21 protein-coding genes are annotated in these 18,518 nt (G+C 68.2%); 10 read left to right on the forward strand and 11 right to left on the reverse strand.

Annotation, left to right across the window (positions count from 1 at the left end):
- The coding region (locus tag RMO97_RS21260) for a hypothetical protein (protein WP_310542996.1) at positions 1 to 229 on the forward strand (229 nt) is incomplete at its 5' end.
- 148 nt (positions 230 to 377) lie between these two features.
- On the opposite strand, the gene RMO97_RS21265 is transcribed toward RMO97_RS21260, so the two are convergent.
- Positions 378 to 875: a pyridoxamine 5'-phosphate oxidase family protein gene (locus RMO97_RS21265; protein ID WP_310542997.1), complete on the reverse strand. Its 498-nt coding sequence runs from the start codon at positions 873 to 875 to the stop codon at positions 378 to 380.
- Positions 876 to 1,030: 155 nt separating this feature from the next.
- On the opposite strand from RMO97_RS21265, the gene RMO97_RS21270 reads away from it, so the two are divergent.
- Entirely contained in the window at positions 1,031 to 1,951 is a 921-nt protein-coding gene (locus RMO97_RS21270) for a YwqG family protein (RefSeq protein WP_310542998.1), read from the forward strand.
- Here RMO97_RS21270 and RMO97_RS21275 read toward each other — a convergent pair.
- Positions 1,948 to 2,550, reverse strand: a complete 603-nt coding sequence (locus RMO97_RS21275) for an AAA family ATPase (RefSeq protein WP_310542999.1) — start codon at positions 2,548 to 2,550, stop codon at positions 1,948 to 1,950. The genes RMO97_RS21270 and RMO97_RS21275 overlap by 4 nt on opposite strands.
- A 27-nt stretch (positions 2,551 to 2,577) precedes the next feature.
- Here RMO97_RS21275 and RMO97_RS21280 point away from each other — a divergent pair, with 27 nt between their 5' ends.
- Together RMO97_RS21280 and RMO97_RS21285 are read left to right on the forward strand one after the other, a co-directional pair.
- Entirely contained in the window at positions 2,578 to 3,840 is a 1,263-nt protein-coding gene (locus tag RMO97_RS21280) for a cytochrome P450 (protein ID WP_310543000.1), read from the forward strand.
- 192 nt (positions 3,841 to 4,032) lie between these two features.
- Positions 4,033 to 4,383: a response regulator gene (locus RMO97_RS21285; RefSeq protein WP_310543015.1), complete on the forward strand. Its 351-nt coding sequence runs from the start codon at positions 4,033 to 4,035 to the stop codon at positions 4,381 to 4,383.
- A 4-nt stretch (positions 4,384 to 4,387) separates the two neighbouring features.
- Here RMO97_RS21285 and RMO97_RS21290 read toward each other — a convergent pair whose 3' ends face one another.
- Positions 4,388 to 4,522, reverse strand: coding sequence for a hypothetical protein (locus tag RMO97_RS21290; protein ID WP_304829386.1), 135 nt, complete (start codon positions 4,520 to 4,522; stop codon positions 4,388 to 4,390).
- Positions 4,523 to 4,739: 217 nt separating this feature from the next.
- A complete protein-coding gene (locus RMO97_RS21295) occupies positions 4,740 to 5,621 on the reverse strand; it encodes a PhzF family phenazine biosynthesis protein (protein WP_310543001.1) in 882 nt (293 codons plus the stop codon).
- A gap of 252 nt (positions 5,622 to 5,873) precedes the next feature.
- On the opposite strand from RMO97_RS21295, the gene RMO97_RS21300 reads away from it, so the two are divergent.
- From RMO97_RS21300 to RMO97_RS21315, 4 genes are all read left to right on the forward strand, one after another.
- Entirely contained in the window at positions 5,874 to 6,110 is a 237-nt protein-coding gene (locus RMO97_RS21300) for a hypothetical protein (RefSeq protein ID WP_310543002.1), read from the forward strand.
- Between the two features lie 130 nt (positions 6,111 to 6,240).
- The gene (locus RMO97_RS21305; RefSeq protein ID WP_310543003.1) at positions 6,241 to 8,016 is read left to right on the forward strand and encodes a DUF885 domain-containing protein; all 1,776 of its coding nucleotides are present in this window, start codon (positions 6,241 to 6,243) and stop codon (positions 8,014 to 8,016) included.
- Positions 8,017 to 8,275: 259 nt separating this feature from the next.
- Positions 8,276 to 9,286, forward strand: a complete 1,011-nt coding sequence (locus RMO97_RS21310; protein ID WP_310543004.1) for an NAD(P)-dependent alcohol dehydrogenase — start codon at positions 8,276 to 8,278, stop codon at positions 9,284 to 9,286.
- Positions 9,287 to 9,443: 157 nt separating this feature from the next.
- Entirely contained in the window at positions 9,444 to 10,034 is a 591-nt protein-coding gene (locus tag RMO97_RS21315; protein ID WP_310543005.1) for a hypothetical protein, read from the forward strand.
- 23 nt (positions 10,035 to 10,057) lie between these two features.
- Here RMO97_RS21315 and chrA read toward each other — a convergent pair whose 3' ends face one another.
- Together chrA and RMO97_RS21325 are read right to left on the reverse strand one after the other, a co-directional pair.
- The gene (chrA, locus tag RMO97_RS21320; protein ID WP_409035347.1) at positions 10,058 to 11,437 is read right to left on the reverse strand and encodes a chromate efflux transporter; all 1,380 of its coding nucleotides are present in this window, start codon (positions 11,435 to 11,437) and stop codon (positions 10,058 to 10,060) included.
- Positions 11,438 to 11,689: 252 nt separating this feature from the next.
- On the reverse strand, positions 11,690 to 12,637 hold the full coding sequence (locus RMO97_RS21325) for an amidohydrolase family protein (RefSeq protein ID WP_310543007.1): 948 nt from the start codon (positions 12,635 to 12,637) through the stop codon (positions 11,690 to 11,692).
- A 219-nt stretch (positions 12,638 to 12,856) separates the two neighbouring features.
- On the opposite strand from RMO97_RS21325, the gene RMO97_RS21330 reads away from it, so the two are divergent.
- Positions 12,857 to 13,876, forward strand: a complete 1,020-nt coding sequence (locus tag RMO97_RS21330; protein WP_310543008.1) for a lysine-2,3-aminomutase-like protein — start codon at positions 12,857 to 12,859, stop codon at positions 13,874 to 13,876.
- Here RMO97_RS21330 and RMO97_RS21335 read toward each other — a convergent pair.
- Together RMO97_RS21335 and RMO97_RS21340 are read right to left on the reverse strand one after the other, a co-directional pair.
- Positions 13,873 to 14,103 (reverse strand): hypothetical protein, encoded by a 231-nt coding sequence (locus RMO97_RS21335; RefSeq protein WP_310543009.1) that lies wholly within the window; start codon positions 14,101 to 14,103, stop codon positions 13,873 to 13,875. The genes RMO97_RS21330 and RMO97_RS21335 overlap by 4 nt on opposite strands.
- A gap of 189 nt (positions 14,104 to 14,292) precedes the next feature.
- Positions 14,293 to 14,712 (reverse strand): CBS domain-containing protein, encoded by a 420-nt coding sequence (locus tag RMO97_RS21340; protein ID WP_310543010.1) that lies wholly within the window; start codon positions 14,710 to 14,712, stop codon positions 14,293 to 14,295.
- Positions 14,713 to 14,872: 160 nt separating this feature from the next.
- Between RMO97_RS21340 and RMO97_RS21345 the strand changes: the two genes are divergently transcribed.
- Positions 14,873 to 15,463 (forward strand): hypothetical protein, encoded by a 591-nt coding sequence (locus tag RMO97_RS21345; RefSeq protein ID WP_310543011.1) that lies wholly within the window; start codon positions 14,873 to 14,875, stop codon positions 15,461 to 15,463.
- Here the strand turns inward: RMO97_RS21345 and RMO97_RS21350 are convergent.
- From RMO97_RS21350 to RMO97_RS21360, 3 genes are all read right to left on the reverse strand, one after another.
- Entirely contained in the window at positions 15,460 to 16,623 is a 1,164-nt protein-coding gene (locus RMO97_RS21350; RefSeq protein ID WP_310543012.1) for a patatin-like phospholipase family protein, read from the reverse strand. The two genes, RMO97_RS21345 and RMO97_RS21350, sit on opposite strands and share 4 nt — an antisense overlap.
- Positions 16,624 to 16,667: 44 nt before the next feature.
- Positions 16,668 to 17,444, reverse strand: coding sequence for an EAL domain-containing protein (locus RMO97_RS21355; RefSeq protein WP_310543013.1), 777 nt, complete (start codon positions 17,442 to 17,444; stop codon positions 16,668 to 16,670).
- Between the two features lie 48 nt (positions 17,445 to 17,492).
- Positions 17,493 to 18,518: NADH:flavin oxidoreductase/NADH oxidase (locus tag RMO97_RS21360; protein WP_310543014.1), on the reverse strand; the 1,026-nt coding region annotated here is incomplete at its 5' end.

An 18,518-nucleotide genomic window follows, 5' to 3' on the forward strand; every position in this document is an offset into this window, starting at 1 on the left:
GGAGGGCGGCGAGCAGGCGATTTTGCAATGGCCGAACGAGTCTCTGCATCGGGAGTCAAACGTCGCCACAAAGCGAAGGTTGCAGATTATCGAGGTCGCCGAAGCTGGACCGTCGAGAACTCGACACAACTCCGAAATGCATTTGGTAAATTTGAGAGGAAGATCGTCAATGCAGACCGCCGAGACCGAGCGTAATATATTGGGCTCTTCGGAAGAGGTTCGCGCGTAAATTTCTTGGGGTGAGCGAGAAATCTTGATCGGACTGCTCTGTTATTCTGACGCTTCGCCTCTCCCAACTTGGGTTCGTGGCGTCGGCAGGCAGAAAAAGAAGACCCCGCCGGCGTTTCGGCGGGGTCAAATTCTGCGGCTAGGGCGTCTTAGTGGAAGTTCAGGCTGGTGCTGCCGCCGACATCGGGCGTCGTGTGGGTGGCGTTGGCCTTGGCGATTTCCCAGACGAACCTGATCGGGCCACCCTGGCTGATCCACACCTGGGCGTCGTCGCAGTCCAGGCGCAGCATGGTCAGCTTGGGGTCGGCCTTGCCCTCCGGATACCAGGCGGCGACCACAGTGTTCCAGTACTTGTCGATGCGGGCGGGGTCGCGCTGCAGGGTCAGCTGACCGCCGATACAGGCCTGGAAGTCCCTCTGCTGGTGCACGAACATCGCGCTGCGGCCCTCGCCGATCTCGCGGGCCAGGTCGGTGTCGGTGCGGGTGAAGAACCAGATCTGGTTGGTCTTGGGCTCCACGAAGGCGGTCATCGGCTGGGTGTGGTGCGCGGCGGCCCCGGTGACCCCCAGCATGCCGGTGTTGTGCTTCTCGATCTCATCCCACAGCCGGCGTTCGACGTCGGCGCGGTTGGTCAGGTCGGTGCTCATGGGAGGCTCCTGGGTTGGGGTTTCCGTTGCTGGTTCAACCCTGGAGCGGGGCGGTTGTTCCGAATTCGACTGTGTACGAGATGGAGAGTCTAGCTTGACTTGGCTGGGAACGTAGGAAGAACATTTGGCATTGGTGAAGCCGTTCTGGGACAGGCATGCAGCTCGCATTGACCATCTTGTTCAGCGTCCTGGCCGGCCTGGGCTACCTCTTGGTCATGGTCGCCGGGACGGTAGTCGTCGCGTGGATTCAACTCAAACGTCCTCCCAAGAAGTCCAAGGCGCCGGCGCATCGCGTGCGTGGGCCGAGCGCCACGGCCCTCCGTCGCGAAATGAAGGCGCTGGCCCGCCCGACGCTGCTGCTCCTGCCAACGGACGCACCTGTCTTCTCCAAGTTCGGCGGCGCGCCGGACCTGGACGACCGCGCCACATGGCCGACCTCGAAGGTGTTCCATCGCTTCCCGAAGCGAGAGGTCACCACTCCCATGGGCTTCGTCGCTCAACTCGACCTCAAAGATGTGCGCGCGGCTGGCGGTCCCGACTGGCTTCCGGACCAAGGGCGTCTCTACTTCTTCGCCGAGCCCTGGATGGGCGCCGCGCTGTATGTCGCCCAGTCCGACGAAGCGCGTCCGCTCTTCGCCGTCCCTGTCCTGCCGAAAGGCTTTCCGTTGATCGAGCGTCGAGTCGCCATGACGCCGGCCACCTCCTATCCCGATCTGGAATGGCTGGTGGACGACCTCAGCGAACTGGAGGTCGACGACGACGCCCTCGACCGCCTGACAGAGTTTCCGACCAAACACATGCCGACTCCAGAGCATCGTGTCGGCGGCCATGCCTTGGCGATACAGAGCTCGGACATGGAGTTGGAAGCCGAGCGGATGCTAGCCGAACGGGAGGGTCGCGAACCCCACGAGACTCTCGCGCGCGACACCGATTGGCGGCTCCTGCTGCAGGTGGACACCGACGCTGAACTGAAGACGAAATGGGGCGACGGCGGCCGGCTCTACTACTGGATCCGCGAGGCCGACGCCCGCGCCGGCGACTTCTCGAAGATCCAGATGGTTGGCCAGTCTCACTAGCCCAGGGCGAACCGCCCCGCTTCGATCCCCTCGCGCAGGGTCGCGGCGAGGGCGGCGGGCGCGATCTCGCCGGTGTCCATGGCATGGGCGGCGTCCTCCGCCGCGAACTGGCCGTAGAGCTTCAGATACGGGACGTAGTCGGGGATCGGATCGGCGGTCCGCGTCCGGCCGCGCTCGGCGGCGATGGCCTGGTCGGGGATCAGCACGATGAAGTCCAGCGCCACGCCCGCCTGCCGAGCGCCCTCGATGAACACCGCCTTGACCCAGTCGGTGATGATCCCGTCGGTGATCACCTCATAGCCGCCCCGGGCGTAGGTCACGGCGGTCGCCAGCATGGCGGCGGCCACCACCTGGTTCTGGCCGTGGGACTCCGGCGTCCAGGGCGCCAGCCAGCCCTTGCGGATGCTGCGATAGAAGCTGTCGGTCTCCAGGTGCACGGCCAGAGGCCCCGACGCATTGGCGCAGAGCAGGGGCGCCACCGTGGTCTTGCCGGCCCCCGGAGGCCCGGTCAGCAGGATGATGCGGCCCGGCATAGGTCTCTCTCGCGATGGACACTGCGCCGGGGATGGTCTCTGATCTCTGTAACGACGGTCAAGCACAGGCCGCAGGATTCAAGGGAGGCCGACATGGCCGACGGCGCACGCATCGCTGCGGAGGCCCGAGACCGGGCCTATTCCACTCCGCTGGAAGACTTCCACGTCGGTGATCCGGAGCTGTTCCGCACCGACACCCACTGGCCGTGGTTCGAGCGCCTGCGGGCCGAGGACCCGGTCCACTACTGCAAGGCCAGCGATTTCGGCCCCTACTGGTCGGTGACCAAGTTTGACGACATCGTCGCCGTGGACGGCGACCACAACACCTTCTCTTCCTCCTCCGAGCGGGGCGGCATCGCGCTCGGCGACTCCTTTGAGTCCGCGGCGGGCGCGAGCTTCATCAGCCAGGACAGCCCGCGCCACGAGGCCCAGCGCCGGGTGGTGACCCCGATGTTCACCTCCGGCGCCATGGCGGCGATGGAGCCCCTGATCCGCAGCCGCGCCGCCGCCATCCTCGACGAACTACCGGTGGGCGAGACCTTCGATTTCGTGGACCGCGTCTCGGTGGAGCTCACCGCCCAGATGCTGGCCACCCTGATGGACTTCCCCTTCGAGGAACGCCGCCTCCTGCCGCGCGCCTCGGACCTGCTGCTGGCCGCCCCGATCCTGGGCGGCGGTTCGCCGGCCGGGGAGCCGGCCCGCCAGGCCGAGCTGATGGCCACCTTCACCCGGCTGGTGGGGATTTTCGCCGAGCGCGCCGCCAACCCGCGCAACGACGACCTGATCTCGATGCTGGCTCATGACCCGGCCACCAATGGGGGCGGCGACCCCTACAAATACGTCGGCAACCTCGTCCTGCTGATCGTGGCTGGCAGCGACACCACCCGTCACTCCATCACCGGCGGGCTGCTGGCCCTCAATGAGAACCCCGAACAGTACGCCAAGCTGCGGGAAGACTCCGGTCTCATCGCCGGCATGGTGCCGGAGATCATCCGCTACCAGAGCCCGGTGGCCCACATGCGGCGCACCGCCGTGGCCGACGCCACCATCGGCGGTAAGACCATCAAGGCGGGCGAGAAGGTGGTCATGTGGTACGTCTCGGGCAACCGCGACGCCTCGGCCATCGAGAGTCCCGACGCCTTCATCATCGACCGCGAGCGCCCTCGCCAGCACGTCGCCTTCGGCTTCGGCGTCCACCGCTGCGTCGGCCAGCGCCTGGCCGAGATGCAGCTGCGGGTCGTCTGGGAGGAGATGATGAAACGCTTCCCGTTCATCGAGGTGGTGGGGGAGCCTCGCCGCCTGACCTCCAACTTCGTGAAAGGTTACGAGTACCTGCCCGTCCGCATCCCAGGCTGACCCTGGCGGGATCAGTATTTCGCCGTCCCTTGTAATCACGGTCCGAACGAATTGTGATTTATCAACGCTTTGACGAATAATTGTCAAAGCAAGGGAAACAATCCGACATCCACCGGTTGTTCAGTCTCCTAGAGGCTGCGCGTTATGTCTAACCCACTCCCCGTCTTCGCAAATGATGCGACTATCTTGTTTGTGGATGACAACGCGGTCTGTGGGTTAGAGACCGGCTCCATCCTGAGGGATCTCGGCTATCAGGTGGTCAGCCTCTATGACGCCGCAGGCGCCTTTGAGGCCCTGGCGGCGGACCAGCCCCTGCTGGCCCTGGTGACCGATGTGGACCTTGGGCCCGGGCCGGACGGATTCGATATCGCCCGCGCCGCCCGGGTCTCCTATCCGGATCTCCCGGTGGTCTATATTTCCGGCACGGCCTCGGCGCGCCACGTCGCGGAGGGGGTGCCCGGCTCCGAATTTGTCGCCAAGCCCTGCAATCCCGCCGACATAGCCGGCGCCCTCACCCGGGCCCTTGGGCGTATCGCCGCCTGAGCGGCTAGTCCTTGGGAGCCTTCTCGGCGGCTGCGGCCGCCTTCTTCTCGGCCTTGGCGGCGGCCTTCTGCGCGTCCTTGGCGGCCTTGGCCTTGTCGCGTTCCATCCGCTCGAAACTGTAGTTGGGTGTCCGCGCCATGGTGGGCCGCTCTCCTGTTCGTCAGCCGCCTATCTGGCGTATCGCACTCCGCGCCGCAAGCGTGACACACTGACAACCGCTCATCCCGGCGAACGCAGGGACCCAGATTCATCAACGTTCTACGCCGCATGGACGCCGAATGCGATCTCGGACGCCCATCAAGCGCCTGTGGGTTTCACCTGGATCCCGGCGTTCGCGGGGACGAGCGGGGAGGGAATCAGAGCGTCACCTCACCCCGGAACATCGGCGCGCACCCGCCGCCCACCGTCGCCCGCACCCCGTCGGGGGTCCGCCGCGCGGCCGCCTTCAGGATGCTGGGCCGCCCCATCTCCACCCCCTGGCTGATGGTGAAGGCCCCCTGATCGACGCCAGAGAGCGACACCAGCAAGGCGGCCAGGGTCGCGTTGGCGCTGCCCGTCGCCGGATCCTCATAGGTGCCCGAGAGCGGTGCGAACATGCGCGCCCGGATATCCTGGCCGTCGCGGGCGTAGAGCAGCAGGGAATAGCGCCCGGCCAGGTCGGGGCGTCCGCCCTCGGCCTTGCGGAACGCCGCCACGTCCGGCTCGGCCCGCGTCAGGGCCTGGCCCGTCACTTCGGCGAGGATGAACGGCACACCCACCGTGGCCAGAACCGGGGTGTGGGTGGCGGTCACCAGGTCGCCGGGACTGATCCCGGCGCAGGCGGCCACTTCCTCAATGGGGATATCGGCGCTGAGGGTCAGGGCCTGGGGCGCGGCGATCACCGCCCCGGTTGGGGCGCCGGCGCTGTCGCGGTCGATGTCCACCTTCACAAGGCCCGCGATCATCTCCAGGTTCAGGGCGCCCTCATGACCCAGGGTGGCCAGGACATAGCCGGTGCCGATGCTGGGGTGCCCGGCGAAGGGCATCTCGCCGGTGCGGTGGAAGATCCGCACCCGCGCCGTGTTGGCGGGATCGCTGGGCGGCAGGACGAAGGTGGTTTCCGACAGGTTCATCTCGGCGGCCAGGGACTGCATCTGGGCGTCGGTCATGCCGCGGGCGTCGGTGAACACCGCCAGCGGATTGCCCCCGAACGGGCGGTCGGTGAAGACGTCGAGCGTGACGAAGGCGTAGGTCGACATGGGCTCTATCCCGTGAGGCTTGCCATGACGCCTTGCCATGACTTAGTCAGTTGGCAAAGTCCCAAAGATGTCGTGACCCAGGATCGGCGGGCGGGACTCGGCTCCAATCTCCCACGCGAATCTCGCCGGCCTCAAGTACTCGGAGTGATCTGACCGGGGTGTCGCGGTGGGGCTCCTCTGCTTTTGCACCCGGCCCGTGAAACCCGACGGGCCATCCGGCGTTTGTAGAGCTTCAGCTGGAAGGGAATCCCCATGAAGAAGTTCGCCATCGCCGCCGTCGCCCTGTTCGCCCTCACTGGCGTCGCCGCCTGCGAGAGCAAGGCCGACAAGGCCGCCGAAGTCCAAGCCGACTCCCTGGAAGCCCAGGCCGCGGCCACCTCCAACGAAGCCGCCGAGACCGCGCTGAACAAGAAGGCCGACATCATCGAGCAACAGGCCGGCAACGCCGACGGCGGCGCCACCACCCAGAACACCCCCACCACCAAGTAGGCCGTCCACCCTCGACCGCGTTTCAGGCGCCCCGCTGTCACCGACGGCGGGGCGCTATGCGTTGGGCGCGCCTGTTCCCCCGCCTCCCTGGCGCTGGTAACATTGAGGTAACAAGCTCCAGGAAACGCCCATGCCCAACGTCTCGCGCCGCGCGATCCTCGCCCTCTCGGCCGCCGCCCCCCTGACCTTGCCGGCCATCGCCCGCGCCGCCGGTCCCGCCGATGCGAAGTTCGAGGCCCTGGCCAAGGGCTGGGTCGACGCCAACCTGCGGCTCAGTCCGGTCAGCGCCACCCAGGTCGGCGACCACCGCTTCGACCAACAGATCGACGACATGGGCCCCACCGGCCGGGCCGCCGTCATCAGGCTGGCGACCGAGACCCTGGCCGCCCTCCAGGCTACGCCCCGCGCCGAGCTGAGCCGCGCCAACCAGGTGGACGCCGCCATCCTGGAGAACCAGGTCCGCAGCGACCTGTGGACGCTGCAGACCCTGCAGCCCTACGCCTGGGATCCGCTCACCTGGAACGCCGTGGCCGGCGGCGCCCTCTACAACCTCACCGCCCGCGAGTTCGCCCCCCTCGAGGTTCGCCTGCGCAGCGCCACCGCGCGGATGGAGAAGCTGCCGGCCCTGCTGGCCCAGGCCCGCCAGGAGCTGGTCCCTGCCCGCGTGCCGAAGATCCATGCCGACACCGTGGTGGGTCAGAACAAGGGCCTGCATTCTCTGGTGGACGGCATCGTGGCGGATGGCGCCAAGCTCTCCGCCACCGACCGCGCCCGGCTGGAAGCCGCCGCGAAGACCTGCAAGGCGGCCATCGACCAGCACCAGACCTGGCTGGAGACCGTGCTGGTCCCCGGCGCCAAGGGCGAGTTCCGTCTGGGCGCGGCGCTCTACGACGCCAAGCTGGCCTTCGCGCTCAATTCGCCGCTCAGCCGCGCGGAGATCAAGGCTCGGGCGCTCGCCGAGATGACCTCCCTGCGGGCCACCATGTACGACATCTCGGCCAAGTTCCTGGCCGGCAAGCCCGGCGCGCCGCCGACCCCGGCCAATCCCACCGACGCCCAGCGCCAGGCCGCCATCGAGGCCGCCCTGGAATACGCCTACGCCCAGAAGCCGGCGCGGGCCAAACTGGTGGAGGCCGCCGAGGCCACCCTGGTGGAGGCCACCGCCTTCGTCCGCGCCAAGAACATTGTCACCGTGCCTGCGGATCCCGTGAAGATCGGCCTCGTGCCGGAGTTCCAGCGTGGCGTCGCCGTGGCCTATTGCGACGCGCCCGGTCCCCTCGATAAGGGCCAACAGACCTACTACAAGATCTCGCCCATCCCCGACGACTGGACCGCCGCCCAGGCCGACAGTTTCCTGCGCGAATACAACAGCCTTGGTATCCAGGAAATCACGGTTCACGAGGCCATGCCCGGCCACTACCTGCAGCTGGCCCACGCCAACGCCTACCCCTCGGTGCTGCGCGCGGTGCTGTCCTCGGGGCCCTTCGTTGAGGGCTGGGCCTGCTACGCCCAGGACGTCATGGCCGAGGAGGGCTATCTCGCCCGCGACCCCCTCTACCTCCTGGTCCATCTGAAGCTTCAGCTGCGGGTCTGCGCCAACGCCCTGCTGGACCAGGCCGTCCACGTCGACAATATCAGCCGCGACGAGGCCATGAAGCTGATGACCGTCCAGGCCTTCCAGCAGGAGCGCGAAGCCGCCGGCAAATGGGTCCGCGCCCAGCTCAGCCAGGCCCAGCTCCCCACCTATTTCGTCGGCTGGGAGGAGCACAAGGCCCTGCGCAAACAGGCGGAAACCAAGTGGGGCAAGAGCTTCACCCTCAAGCGCTACCACGACGGCATCCTCTCCTTCGGCTCCCCCCCCGCACGCTTCGCCGGCCAGCTGCTGTTTGATCAGCCGATCGCGTGATCAGTTTCCTTCATCCCCTTGTGGGAGAAGGTGGCTCTGCGGAGCAGGGTCGGATGAGGGGTCGCACAGACCTCTCGGGTTAGGGCGTCGCAGGATCAGCCGATAGGGGAGCGCGACCCCTCATCCGACCGGTCTCCGACCGGTCTCCGACCGGCCACCTTCTCCCGCAAGGGGAGAAGGCCCGCTTGCGTTCGAGGGCTTGCGTTCCGTGAGGGTAGCGGCGCCTCACTGCCCGTCACACCCAGCACGAGGCGACCCCATGAAGGCCATCCAGACCGTCCACCCCACGGGCCTCGACACCCTACGCTACGCCGACATCGCCGAGGCCAACCCTCCGGGCCCCGGCGAGATCACCGTCCGCCTGCGCGCCAGCTCCCTCAACTACCACGACTACATGGTGGTCCTGGGCGCCATCCCGACGCCGGAGGGCCGCATCCCCATGTCCGACGGGGCCGGCGAGGTCACCGCGGTGGGTGAGGGCGTGAAGGAATTCGCGGTCGGCGACCTGGTGGTCTCCACCTTCTTCCCCGCCTGGCTGGACGGGGTCGACGCCCCGGCCGGGGGCTTCTCCGGCGTGCCAGGCGACGGCGCCGACGGCTTCGCCCGCGAGATGATCACCACGGCGGCCACCTCCTTCACCCACGCGCCCGCGGGCTGGACCGCCGCGGAGGCCGCCACCATCACCTGCGCCGGCGTCACCGCCTGGCGCGGCCTGGTGGCCGACGGGGCCTTGAAGGGCGGCGAGACCGTGCTGGTTCAAGGGACGGGCGGCGTCTCCATCTACGGCCTGCAGATCGCCAAGGCCTTCGGCTGCACCGTCATCGCCACCTCCTCCTCCGACGAGAAGCTGGAGCACCTCAAGGCGCTGGGGGCTGACCACCTGATCAACTACAAGTCCGAGCCCGCCTGGGGCGCGGCGGCCGCCAAGCTCACCGGCGGCCGCGGCGTCGACCACATCCTGGAGATCGGCGGCTCGGGCACCCTGCCGGAGTCCATCACCGCCACCCGCAACGGCGGCCATATCGCCCTGATCGGCGTGCTGGCGGGCTATGCCGGCCCGGTCCCCACCGTCGCCATCATGGGCAAGCAGCTCAAGGTCCAGGGCCTGACGGTCGGCAGCCGCCGCCATCAGCTCGACCTTATCCGCGCCATCAACGTCGCCGCCTACCGCCCGGTTCTGGACAAGTCCTTCCCCCTGCAGAACCTCGCCGACGCCTTCCGCCACCAGGCCTCCAACACCCACTTCGGCAAGATCGTGGTGGATATCTGAGCCGCGGGCGAGCGCCGTTTCCTCCTTCGAAGCGGGGGAGGAAAAGGTCTCTCCGAGCCACACCCCTCCGCCGGTTGTGCGGCCCTACGAAATACAGCCAGGGCGGAGTCGCCCGAGCCGGTATGTTCTGCGTTTGTTCTGGGCTGGAGCAGACGCAATGCCGGACACCGAGTACATCCCGCCGCCCAAGGGCTGGCGCGTCTTCAGCGGCCAGCTGGTCCCCGACCAGACCCTCTGGGGCTATCTGCACCGCAAGCAGATCGTCCGGGGGTCCTGCTACACCCGCGACTGCCGGCGGAACTACTATCTCGATTTCGAGCTGCTGCTGCGCAGCGGCTACGCCTATGTCCGGATGCCGGAAATCCAGCGCCTGCTTCGCTGCAACATGCCGGGCGGCTGCCGCATGACTTTTCAGGACGACAAGGGCGGCTCGGGCCTGCCGCTGTCGATCCTCGCCGCCAACCCCGAGGTGCGCATCCTCTTCCGCTGCGGGGGTTGCAAGTGGGAAAAGGCCATCACGCCTCGCCAGGCCATCGCGCAACTGGTGGCCGCCAAGACCGGGACCTCCAGCACCCTGCATACTCAGCTCGTCGCCAAGACCAGCAAGCCCTGCCTGAAATGCGGCACCTCCAACTGGGATTGCGACGTCCGCTGGCCCACGCCGCCCAACGACAAGACCTATGGCGAACGGCGCCTGGAGGACCTGGCCCGCGAGCCGGTGGTCCTGCCCAGGGCCAACGACGGCTAGAGGCGCCTGCGCAGCAGCACGTCCTAGACGAGGCCCGCAAGGTGCGTCGCCACACCCAGCGCGGCGCAGCCCAGCAGCACGGGAATGACTCCCATCTGCAGCCGGAAGATCGCGAAGGCCGCCACCAGGCTCAAGCCCACCGCAGCCACATCCACGCTGGCCAGGTTCGGAAGGTCCAGTGTGAGAGGCCCCACGGAGACAGCCCGCACATCACGGAACATCACGTGCAGCCCAAACCAGACCGCCAGGTTGAGGATCACCCCCACCACGGCCGCGCTGATGGCGGCGAGCGCGGCGTTCAGCGCCTTGGCTTCCCGCAGCTTCTCGACGAAGGGCGCGCCGAGGAAGATCCAGAGGAAGCACGGCGCAAAGGTCACCCAGGTGGTGAGCACGCCGCCGAGTGCGCCTGCGGCCAGCGGCGGCAACCCGCCGGGGCTACGAAACGCGCCCAGGAATCCCACGAACTGGGTGACGATGATCAGCGGGCCCGGCGTTGTCTCGGCCATGCCCAGGCCGTCCAGCATCTCACCGGGCTTCAGCCAGCCATAGGTGTCCACCGCCTCCTGGGCCACATAGGCCAGGACCGCATAGGCGCCTCCGAAGGTCACCACCGCCATCTTCGAGAAGAAGACCGCGATCTGGCTGAAGACGTTGTCGGGGCCCAGCGCCAGCAGCAGGGCGATCACGGGGCCAAGCCACAGGACCAGCAGCGCTGCTGACGCGGCCAGAGGCCCTCGCCAACCCGAGGTCGCATGTGCCGGCGTCTCGACCCCCAGGGCGCTTTGCGCGTCGTCGAAGAGGTCTTCCTGACCTGATCCGTGGCCTCCAACCGCGAAGGCTGTCGATCCCGCGCGCGCGCCGAGGAAACCAATCAGACCGGCGATGAGGATGATCAGCGGGAAGGGGGCGTGAAAGAGGAAAATCGCCACAAACGCCGCTGCGGCGATTCCGAGCATGACTCGGTTGCGGAGGGACCGTTTGCCAACCCGCACCACCGCCTGGACCACGATGGCCAGCACCGCGGCTTTCAAACCAAAGAACAGGGCCGCCACCACGCCCACGCCGCCCAGCAGGGCGTAAAGAATGCTCAGGCCCATGATCGCCACGAACCCGGGCAGGACAAACAACAGGCCGGCGACCAGCCCGCCCGCGACGCCGTGCATCAGCCAGCCGATGTAGATGGCCAGCTGCTGCGCCTCGGGTCCTGGCAAAAGCATGCAGTAGTTGAGCGCGTGCAGGAACCGCCGCTCCCCCAGCCAGCGTTTCTCCTCCACCAGGATGCGGTGCATCACCGCGATCTGGCCCGCCGGCCCCCCGAAGCTGAGGGCGGCGATCCGCGCCCAGACCCGGGTGGCCTCGCCGAAGGTCACGCCGTGAGTCGGAACACTGTTCACCTTCACCATCCGTTAGGCCCTCGTCGCGGGGGCGGAGACACAGGCCGCAAGGCAAGGCGTTGGATTTGAAGATCTCCGGTTCGACATCGCACGCGCTCCCGTTCGGCTGACGCCGAAGTCGTAGGAGCGGGTCTTGGACGGCGAACCGCCTGGACCGGGCGCCCGCATCGGCCCGGTGAGCCAGGATCGTCGGTTCGCGGCGCCTTGGCAAGTCGATGATGGAGACCGGCGAAGAAGCGCCCCCGCCCTCCAGGGTCTCGCCTAAAGCCCCAACGCCACCGCCGCATTGCCGCCCATCCACTTCGCCCGCACGCTGTCCTTCAGCGGCAGCTCGTCGGTTTCCGCCACCAGCTGGGCCAGCGGAACCACGGAAGTCCCCCAGCCCGACCCGAAGATGATGTTGTCCTGGAGCCCGCGGGCTCCGTAATAGACCAGGGCCTCGTAGCCGGCGCCGGGGGAGAGCATGTACTTCACCCGGCGGCAGGCGAAGTCGATGTAGACGTTCTGGTGCCGTCCGGCGATCGCCACCATGTCCGGGATCCACGGATAGCCGCCGAGGCCGGAAACGATCCTCAGGGTCGGGAAGGCGATGGCCAGTTCGTCGATATATTTGGGATGGGCGTAGTCATAGGGCCGGTCCGACAGCAGGTGGACCCCGACGGTGATCCGCACCGGGATGTTCAGCTCGACGCACTTGGCCAGGAAGGGCCGGTAGACCGGATCATTGATAAAGCGCTGCTCGCGGTAGGAGCTGATCTCGAAGCCCCTAACGCCGCGCTCGCGCACGCCCTGCTCCAGGGCCGCCACGCCTGCCTCGCCCTCGTCGCCCCAGATGCGGAACCAGGGGATCAGGCGGTCGGGATATTCGGCGGCGAAGGCCGCGACATCCGCGTTGCTGGCGCGGCGGCCCGCATTGCCGATGCAGGCCATGGCCACACCCGCCCCGTCCAGCATGGCGATCACCTGCGCGTGGCTCATGGCCTTGGTCATGTCGACCTCGCAGAGCTTGAGCGCGAGCGCCGTCAGGCCGACCGTCGCCTTGGCCTCGTTGAATTCCTCCAGCGACATTCCGATCTGGGCGGCCCAGCCGGGCGCCATCTGCTGGGCGTAGCCTTCCTTGTCGAAGCCGCGCCCCGACTGGATCAGGCGCACGGTGCCCTCGACAGCTTCCTTCGTGGGGGTGTCGCACTCGAAGTCGATGATCTGCATCGGGGCTCTCTTGAAAATGACGGCGCCTAGAGCACGCCAGGCGGAAGTGGGGTCCGGTTCCGCCTCCCGGCGTGCTCTAATTTTTTGAATCTAGACCCTTCTTGCCGTTTCAGATCGGTCCATCTGAAACGGTCAGGGTCTAGGAATCCATCAGAGGTGACACGGCCAGGCGCCCCCGACAACATTGCCGCGCCCGCCCGTTTGCGGCATAGGCCGCGCGTGACCAGCACCCTTCGCACCCTGCCGGCCCTGGCCCAGGCGGGCCTTATCGAGGCCGAGCGGCTGCCCGCCCTGGAGCGGGTGGCGGCGCAGTATGCGGTGGCTGTGACGCCGGCCATGGCCGACCTGATGGACGACCCTCATATCGCCCGCCAGTTCCTGCCCGACCTGGCCGAGCTCGAGGTGCGGCCGGGCGAGGACGCCGACCCGGTCGGGGACCTCACCCACATGCCGGTCGAGGGCGTCGTCCACCGCTATCCCGACCGGGTGCTGCTGAAGGTCACCCACACCTGCGCGGTCTATTGCCGGTTCTGCTTCCGCCGCGAGATGGTGGGGCCCACCGCCGAGGTCCCGGCCCTGTCAGGCAAGGCGCTGGACGCCGCCATCGCCTACATCGCCGGTCGCCCCGAAATCTGGGAAGTGATCCTCACCGGCGGCGACCCCCTGGTGCTGTCGCCGCGCCGCCTCGCCGCGATCATGGGTCGGCTGGCGAAGATCGAGCACGTGAAGGTGCTGCGCATTCATACCCGCGTCCCGGCCGTCGATCCGGCCGCCGTCACCGACCAGCTGGTCGCCGCGCTGAAGGTGGAGGGCAAGGCCGTCTATGTCGCCCTGCACGCCAACCACGCCAGCGAGCTGACCCCCGCCGCCCGCGCCGCCTGCGCGAAGTTCGTCGACGCCGGCATCCCGATGGTGGGTCAGACGGTGCTGCTGAAGGGGGTCAATGACAACCCGGAGGTGCTGGAGGCCCTCTTGCGGGCCATGGTTGAGACCCGCATCAAGCCCTACTACCTGCATCATGGCGATCTCGCCCGCGGCACTAGCCACCTGCGCACCACGCTGGAGGATGGGCAGGCGATCATGCGAGAGCTGCGCGGCCGGCTCTCAGGCCTGGCCCAGCCGACCTATGTCCTGGATATCCCCGGCGGCCACGGCAAGGTGCCGGTGGGGCCGGACTATCTCAGCCATGACGGCGAGGTGGAGGACCCGAACGGGACGCACCACGCCTACCGGCCCTAGCCCTCGCGTTCCATGGCCCTCAGGGCGTGGACGAACATCGCCACGCCCACGACCGCCAGCAGGCCGCCCAGAGCCGGCAGCAGCAGGCTGGCCGGCATGACCAGGGTGAACAGCATCCGGGCCCAGTCGTCGTCGGTGCGGTAGGCCGCCATCAGGGCGAAGACCGTCAGCCCCGCCCCCAGCACGACGGTGACGATGGCGGCGATGCGGTAGATCAGGTTACCCATGGCGGGTCTCCGGGTGCGATGGCACCTGGAGACTGGCGGGACCGCGCGGGCCCCGCCTTGACGCCGGTCAAATGGACCTAGAGCGCGTCAGGGTTAAGTGGACGCCGGTTAACCCGTCCGACGCGCTCTATCTCTTTGGATTAGAGCCCTTTGAACGGGTCAGATGATTCCACCTGACCCGAAAAGGCTCTAGGCGTCGTTGTCGGTCGAGATCTCTTCCAGGGTCTTGCCCACCACCTTGGCGCCGTAGTCCGTGGCGATGTCGCCCAGGCTCAGAATGCCCACCAGCTTGCCGGAGTCATTGGCGACGATCAGGCGGCGGATCTGGTGATTGGCCATCTGGGCGGCGGCGTCGGCCAGGTTGTCGTCTTCCTTGCAGGTCTGGACGTCGCCGCTCATCACGTCGCTGGCAGGCGTCGAAAGCGCGCCGCCCTTGGCCACCACCTGCAGGACGATGTCGCGGTCTGTGATCAGGCCGACCACCTTGTCGTCCTCGACGATCGGCACGGCGCCGGTCTCGATGCTGGCCATGATACCGGCCACCTTCTGGACGCTGTCGGTCGGGCCGGCGGTCGCAACCTGGGCCGTCATGGCTTCACTGACTTTCATGGGGTGGTCCTCTATGTGTTGAACTCGTCACCCAAACCCCTCACCGCCGCCGCTGTTCCTTGGACCCACGGCCATGTCGACCTCAAAGCGGAGACGCCGCCCTCTTGACGCGAACAAATAAGGAACAATAAGCTGAAGCTCAACTTTAGGGAGCAGGCCGGTGGGTTGGAGATTGTCGTGGGTCGCGGTGTCGGGGCTTGGCAAGGCCGAAGTGCTAGCGCGGCTGGAACTGGAGGATAGCGGCGAGCCCGTCGACTACGGTCAGCGCCGGTCGCAGGCCTTCGCCGAGCTGCCCAATGGCTGGGTCCTGCTGGTACGCGGCGAGGCCGACGCCTTCAAGGCGACCGAGCTCGAGGTCCTGTCTCGGGGCGCCCGGCTGCTTAACGCCGGCTGCGACGAGACCGTCATGTTAAGCGGCGCCAGCGGCTGGAGCAACGGCGTCCGGGATTGGGCCATCGACCATAACCCGGAGCGGGGCATGAGCGACCTCAACATTGAGGGCGACACGCCGGCCGAACTCGCGGCCATCCTCGCACAGGCCCGCGCCGACCAGGCGGAGGAGGGCGGCGACGACGCCGATGTCGACTTGGTCTTCGACGTGCCCCAGGCGATGTCGGGCGCCATATGCGGCTGGCGTCCCGACATGGACAACGAGGACTGGGGCGAGATCGCATTCACCCGCCTGCGCCGCATCGGTGAGCCCGATCCGCCGGCGAAGCGCTCCTGGCTGGCCAAGCTGTTCGGGCGCTAGGTCCTCGGCCGGGTCATGTTCTCGATGAACTGTCCCAGCGTCGGCGGCTCGGCGACCGGGGTGACCCATAAGGGGCCCTGGGCCAGGGCCACGCCCTCGTCGAAGATGCGCTTCATGTTGGCGGTGTCGAAGGACAGCATGTTGCCGTTCTCCGCCACGTCGGGGATCGAGGTGAAGGAGAGCGGCAGGCCCACCCCGGCGCAGAAGGTCGCCGCGTTGCTGAGCGCGTTGCGATAGGAGAACCGCAGCATGGTGTCGAAGCTGCGCACCAGGATGGCCGCCAGGTTCGGGCTGGTGGTGCGCGGCGCCTGCTCCAGCACCGTATTGACCACCACATAGATGCGGCCGCCCTTCAGCCTGCGCCCCAGCTGTTTCCAGCGCAGCATGGCCTCGGGCATGATGAACAGCGGCGCCGAGACCCCGCCGTCCACGTGCATCTCCTCATAGGCCACCCCGTCGGCCTCGCAGGGGAAGCTGCGAGGCGGGAACAGCCCGGGCAGGCTGGCCGAGGCCACCAGGATGTCGCGGAACAGCACCAACGCCGCCTCGCCCCCGCGGGCGGCGATCTCGCCCATGTCCCAGATGGCGGTCTGCTGGCTGTCCAGGTCGGTGGTGGCCACCAGCAGGCGCCGCCCCTTCAGGTGCTCCACCGCCACGGCGTCGACCACGGCCTGGTCGATGAAGGAGTCCACCAGCTCCTCCAGGTTGGCCGCCTGGAAGATCCCCGACCCGAAGGCGGGCGCGAGACGGCGAAGGGACAGCAGATCCTTGGCGTGGCCGCCGGTATAGGCGTCGGTCAGCCGCGCGTCCCAGGTGGGCCCCAGGAAGGCGAAGGGGGCCATCAGGGCGCCCGTGCTCACCCCCGTGACGATGGCGAAGTCGGGCCGCTTGCCGGCCCGGGTCATCCCCACAAGCACGCCGGCCCCGAAGGCCCCGCCGGCCGCCCCGCCCGAGATGGCCAGGATGTTGAACTCCTTGCGCCCCACCGCCGAGCGCGGCAGCGACAGCCGGTCGGCCGCCGCGTTGAGGCTGTCCTCGGCCTGTTCGACACTGAACCGAACGCCCTCAAAGCCGGGCATGCTGGCGCGCACCCCGGCGGCGGGGGCCGGCAGGCGGGTGCGGAACAGGCCGTTCCGCTTGGTGATGTGGCGCTCGGGCATTGGCCCATCCTGACCCATCGCGGGGCCAGGCTCAACGGATGGCGTCAGGCGGCGCGGGCCGTCCGCACATCGATGGGGTCCACCGCCGGCAGGCACTGGAAGCCCGGCTTGGCGAACAGATAGCCCTGGATGTAGCGCACCCCGATCTCGCGCAGGGCGTCCAGCTCGGCCCGCGTCTCGATGCCCTCGGCGATCACCTCGATCCCGAGCGCCGCGCACATCTTCATCACCCCGTCGATGATGATCCGGCGGGGCAGGCTGGCGTCCAGGCCACGGATCAGCTCCATGTCCAGCTTGATGATGTCGGGCTGGAACCGGGCCAGCAGGTTCAGCCCCGCATGGCCGGCGCCGAAGTCGTCCAGGGCCACGCCAAAGCCCATCTTCTGGTAGCTGGCGACGATGTTGGAGACATGGGCCGGGTCGGCCATCTCCTCGTTCTCGGTGAACTCGAAGATCAGCCGGTCGGTGGGGAAGTCGATGGCCGCCGCCGTGGCCAGGGTCAGCTGGATGCAGGCCTGGGGCGAATAGACCGCATTGGGCAGGAAGTTGATGGACAGCCGCGCGGGCCCGTCCAGCAGTCCGGCCCGCGCCGCCCCCTGGATCGCCTTGACCCGGCACTGCTGGTCGAAGGCGTAGCGGTTTTCCGGGGTCACCTGGGCCAGGACGCTGGCCGCCGACTCCCCGGCGGAGCCCCGCACCAGGGCCTCATAGGCGAAGGGGGCGCCGGTCTGCAGGTCGATGATCGGCTGGAAGGCCATGGCGATGTCGAAGTCGACGGCCTCGCCATCGCGGCAGCCGGCGCAGGGGGAGGGGCGGGACATGCGGGTACGCTCCGGGAAACCTAATCCCCTCAGCGTACCGACCATCGGTTAAGGATCGGTCGTCAGACGCGGCTCGGGCCAGCCGATGGAGGGCGCATGGCCGCGGAAGTTGCGCAGCCACCAGGCCCAGTCTTCGGGGACCAGGCCGAAAGGATCCTCGCGCGCGAGCTCGCGCGCCGCCCACAGCGGCCAGTGCGGATTGGCCAGGGCCGGCCGCCCCAGCAGCACCAGGTCCACCAGCCCCTCGCGGATGGCGCGGTCGGCCAGCTGCGGCTGCCCCAGGTTCCAGCTCACCCCCACGGGAAGGCCCGCCTCCCGCCGCACCCGCGCGCCGGGCGCCAGCATGAAACCCGGATCGTTGAAGGGCCGCCGCTGCGGCTGCGGGGTGTTCAGCCCCAGGCTGAGGTCGGCGAAGTCCAGGCCGTGGGCCTTCATCGCGCGCAGCGCCGCCAGGGCCTCGTCGAAGGTCACCCCGTCGTCGTGCAGGTCGTCGATCCCCAGCCGCACCGACAGGGGCAGGCGCTCGGGCCACACCTCGCGCACGGCGTCCAGGGCCTCCAGGTGGAAGCGCCGGCGGTTCTCCGGGCTGCCGCCATAGGCGTCGGTCCGCTGGTTGGCCAGCGGCGAGAAGAAGCTGGCCCCCAGGTATCCGTGGGCGAAGTGCAGCTCCAGCCACTGGAAACCGGCCTCCACCGCGCGCCGGGCGGCGTCGCGATAGGCGCGGTGAATGGCCTTGATCTGCGGCGCGGTCAGGGCGTGCACCGGCTGGTTGGCCTTGCCGCCATAGGAGAGGGCCGAGGGCCCCACCACCTGCCAGCCGTCGGGATCGTCGGCCGGCAGCTGCGCCCCGCCGTCCCAGGGCTTGGCCTCGCTGCCCTTGCGCCCGGTGTGGCCCAGCTGCACGGCCGGTGTGGCGCCCATGTCCTTGATCAGGGCGCAGACCCGCGCCAGCCCCTCGACCTGGGCGTCGTCATAGATGCCGCCGCAGCTGATGCTGGTCCGCCCCTCGGCGGTGATCGCCAGCTGCTCGGGAAACACCAGGCCAAAGCCGCCCGCCGCCCGCGTCCCCAGCAG

Origin of the sequence: Phenylobacterium sp., from assembly GCF_031425575.1 — a bacterium.
GTDB lineage: Bacteria > Pseudomonadota > Alphaproteobacteria > Caulobacterales > Caulobacteraceae > Phenylobacterium.

What these genes read in the sequence shown, in the direction of transcription:
- RMO97_RS21305 (WP_310543003.1), top strand. Translation starts at nt 6,241, where the DNA reads ATGCCCAACGTCTCGCGCCGCGCGATCCTCGCCCTCTCGGCCGCCGCC.
- RMO97_RS21270 (WP_310542998.1), top strand. Translation starts at nt 1,031, where the DNA reads ATGCAGCTCGCATTGACCATCTTGTTCAGCGTCCTGGCCGGCCTGGGC.
- RMO97_RS21335 (WP_310543009.1), bottom strand. Translation starts at nt 14,103, where the DNA reads ATGGGTAACCTGATCTACCGCATCGCCGCCATCGTCACCGTCGTGCTG.
- RMO97_RS21350 (WP_310543012.1), bottom strand. Translation starts at nt 16,623, where the DNA reads ATGCCCGAGCGCCACATCACCAAGCGGAACGGCCTGTTCCGCACCCGC.
- RMO97_RS21300 (WP_310543002.1), top strand. Translation starts at nt 5,874, where the DNA reads ATGAAGAAGTTCGCCATCGCCGCCGTCGCCCTGTTCGCCCTCACTGGC.
- RMO97_RS21310 (WP_310543004.1), top strand. Translation starts at nt 8,276, where the DNA reads ATGAAGGCCATCCAGACCGTCCACCCCACGGGCCTCGACACCCTACGC.
- RMO97_RS21265 (WP_310542997.1), bottom strand. Translation starts at nt 875, where the DNA reads ATGAGCACCGACCTGACCAACCGCGCCGACGTCGAACGCCGGCTGTGG.
- RMO97_RS21325 (WP_310543007.1), bottom strand. Translation starts at nt 12,637, where the DNA reads ATGCAGATCATCGACTTCGAGTGCGACACCCCCACGAAGGAAGCTGTC.
- RMO97_RS21355 (WP_310543013.1), bottom strand. Translation starts at nt 17,444, where the DNA reads ATGTCCCGCCCCTCCCCCTGCGCCGGCTGCCGCGATGGCGAGGCCGTC.
- RMO97_RS21280 (WP_310543000.1), top strand. Translation starts at nt 2,578, where the DNA reads ATGGCCGACGGCGCACGCATCGCTGCGGAGGCCCGAGACCGGGCCTAT.
- RMO97_RS21295 (WP_310543001.1), bottom strand. Translation starts at nt 5,621, where the DNA reads ATGTCGACCTACGCCTTCGTCACGCTCGACGTCTTCACCGACCGCCCG.
- chrA (WP_409035347.1), bottom strand. Translation starts at nt 11,437, where the DNA reads ATGGTGAAGGTGAACAGTGTTCCGACTCACGGCGTGACCTTCGGCGAG.
- RMO97_RS21290 (WP_304829386.1), bottom strand. Translation starts at nt 4,522, where the DNA reads ATGGCGCGGACACCCAACTACAGTTTCGAGCGGATGGAACGCGACAAG.
- RMO97_RS21340 (WP_310543010.1), bottom strand. Translation starts at nt 14,712, where the DNA reads ATGAAAGTCAGTGAAGCCATGACGGCCCAGGTTGCGACCGCCGGCCCG.
- RMO97_RS21315 (WP_310543005.1), top strand. Translation starts at nt 9,444, where the DNA reads ATGCCGGACACCGAGTACATCCCGCCGCCCAAGGGCTGGCGCGTCTTC.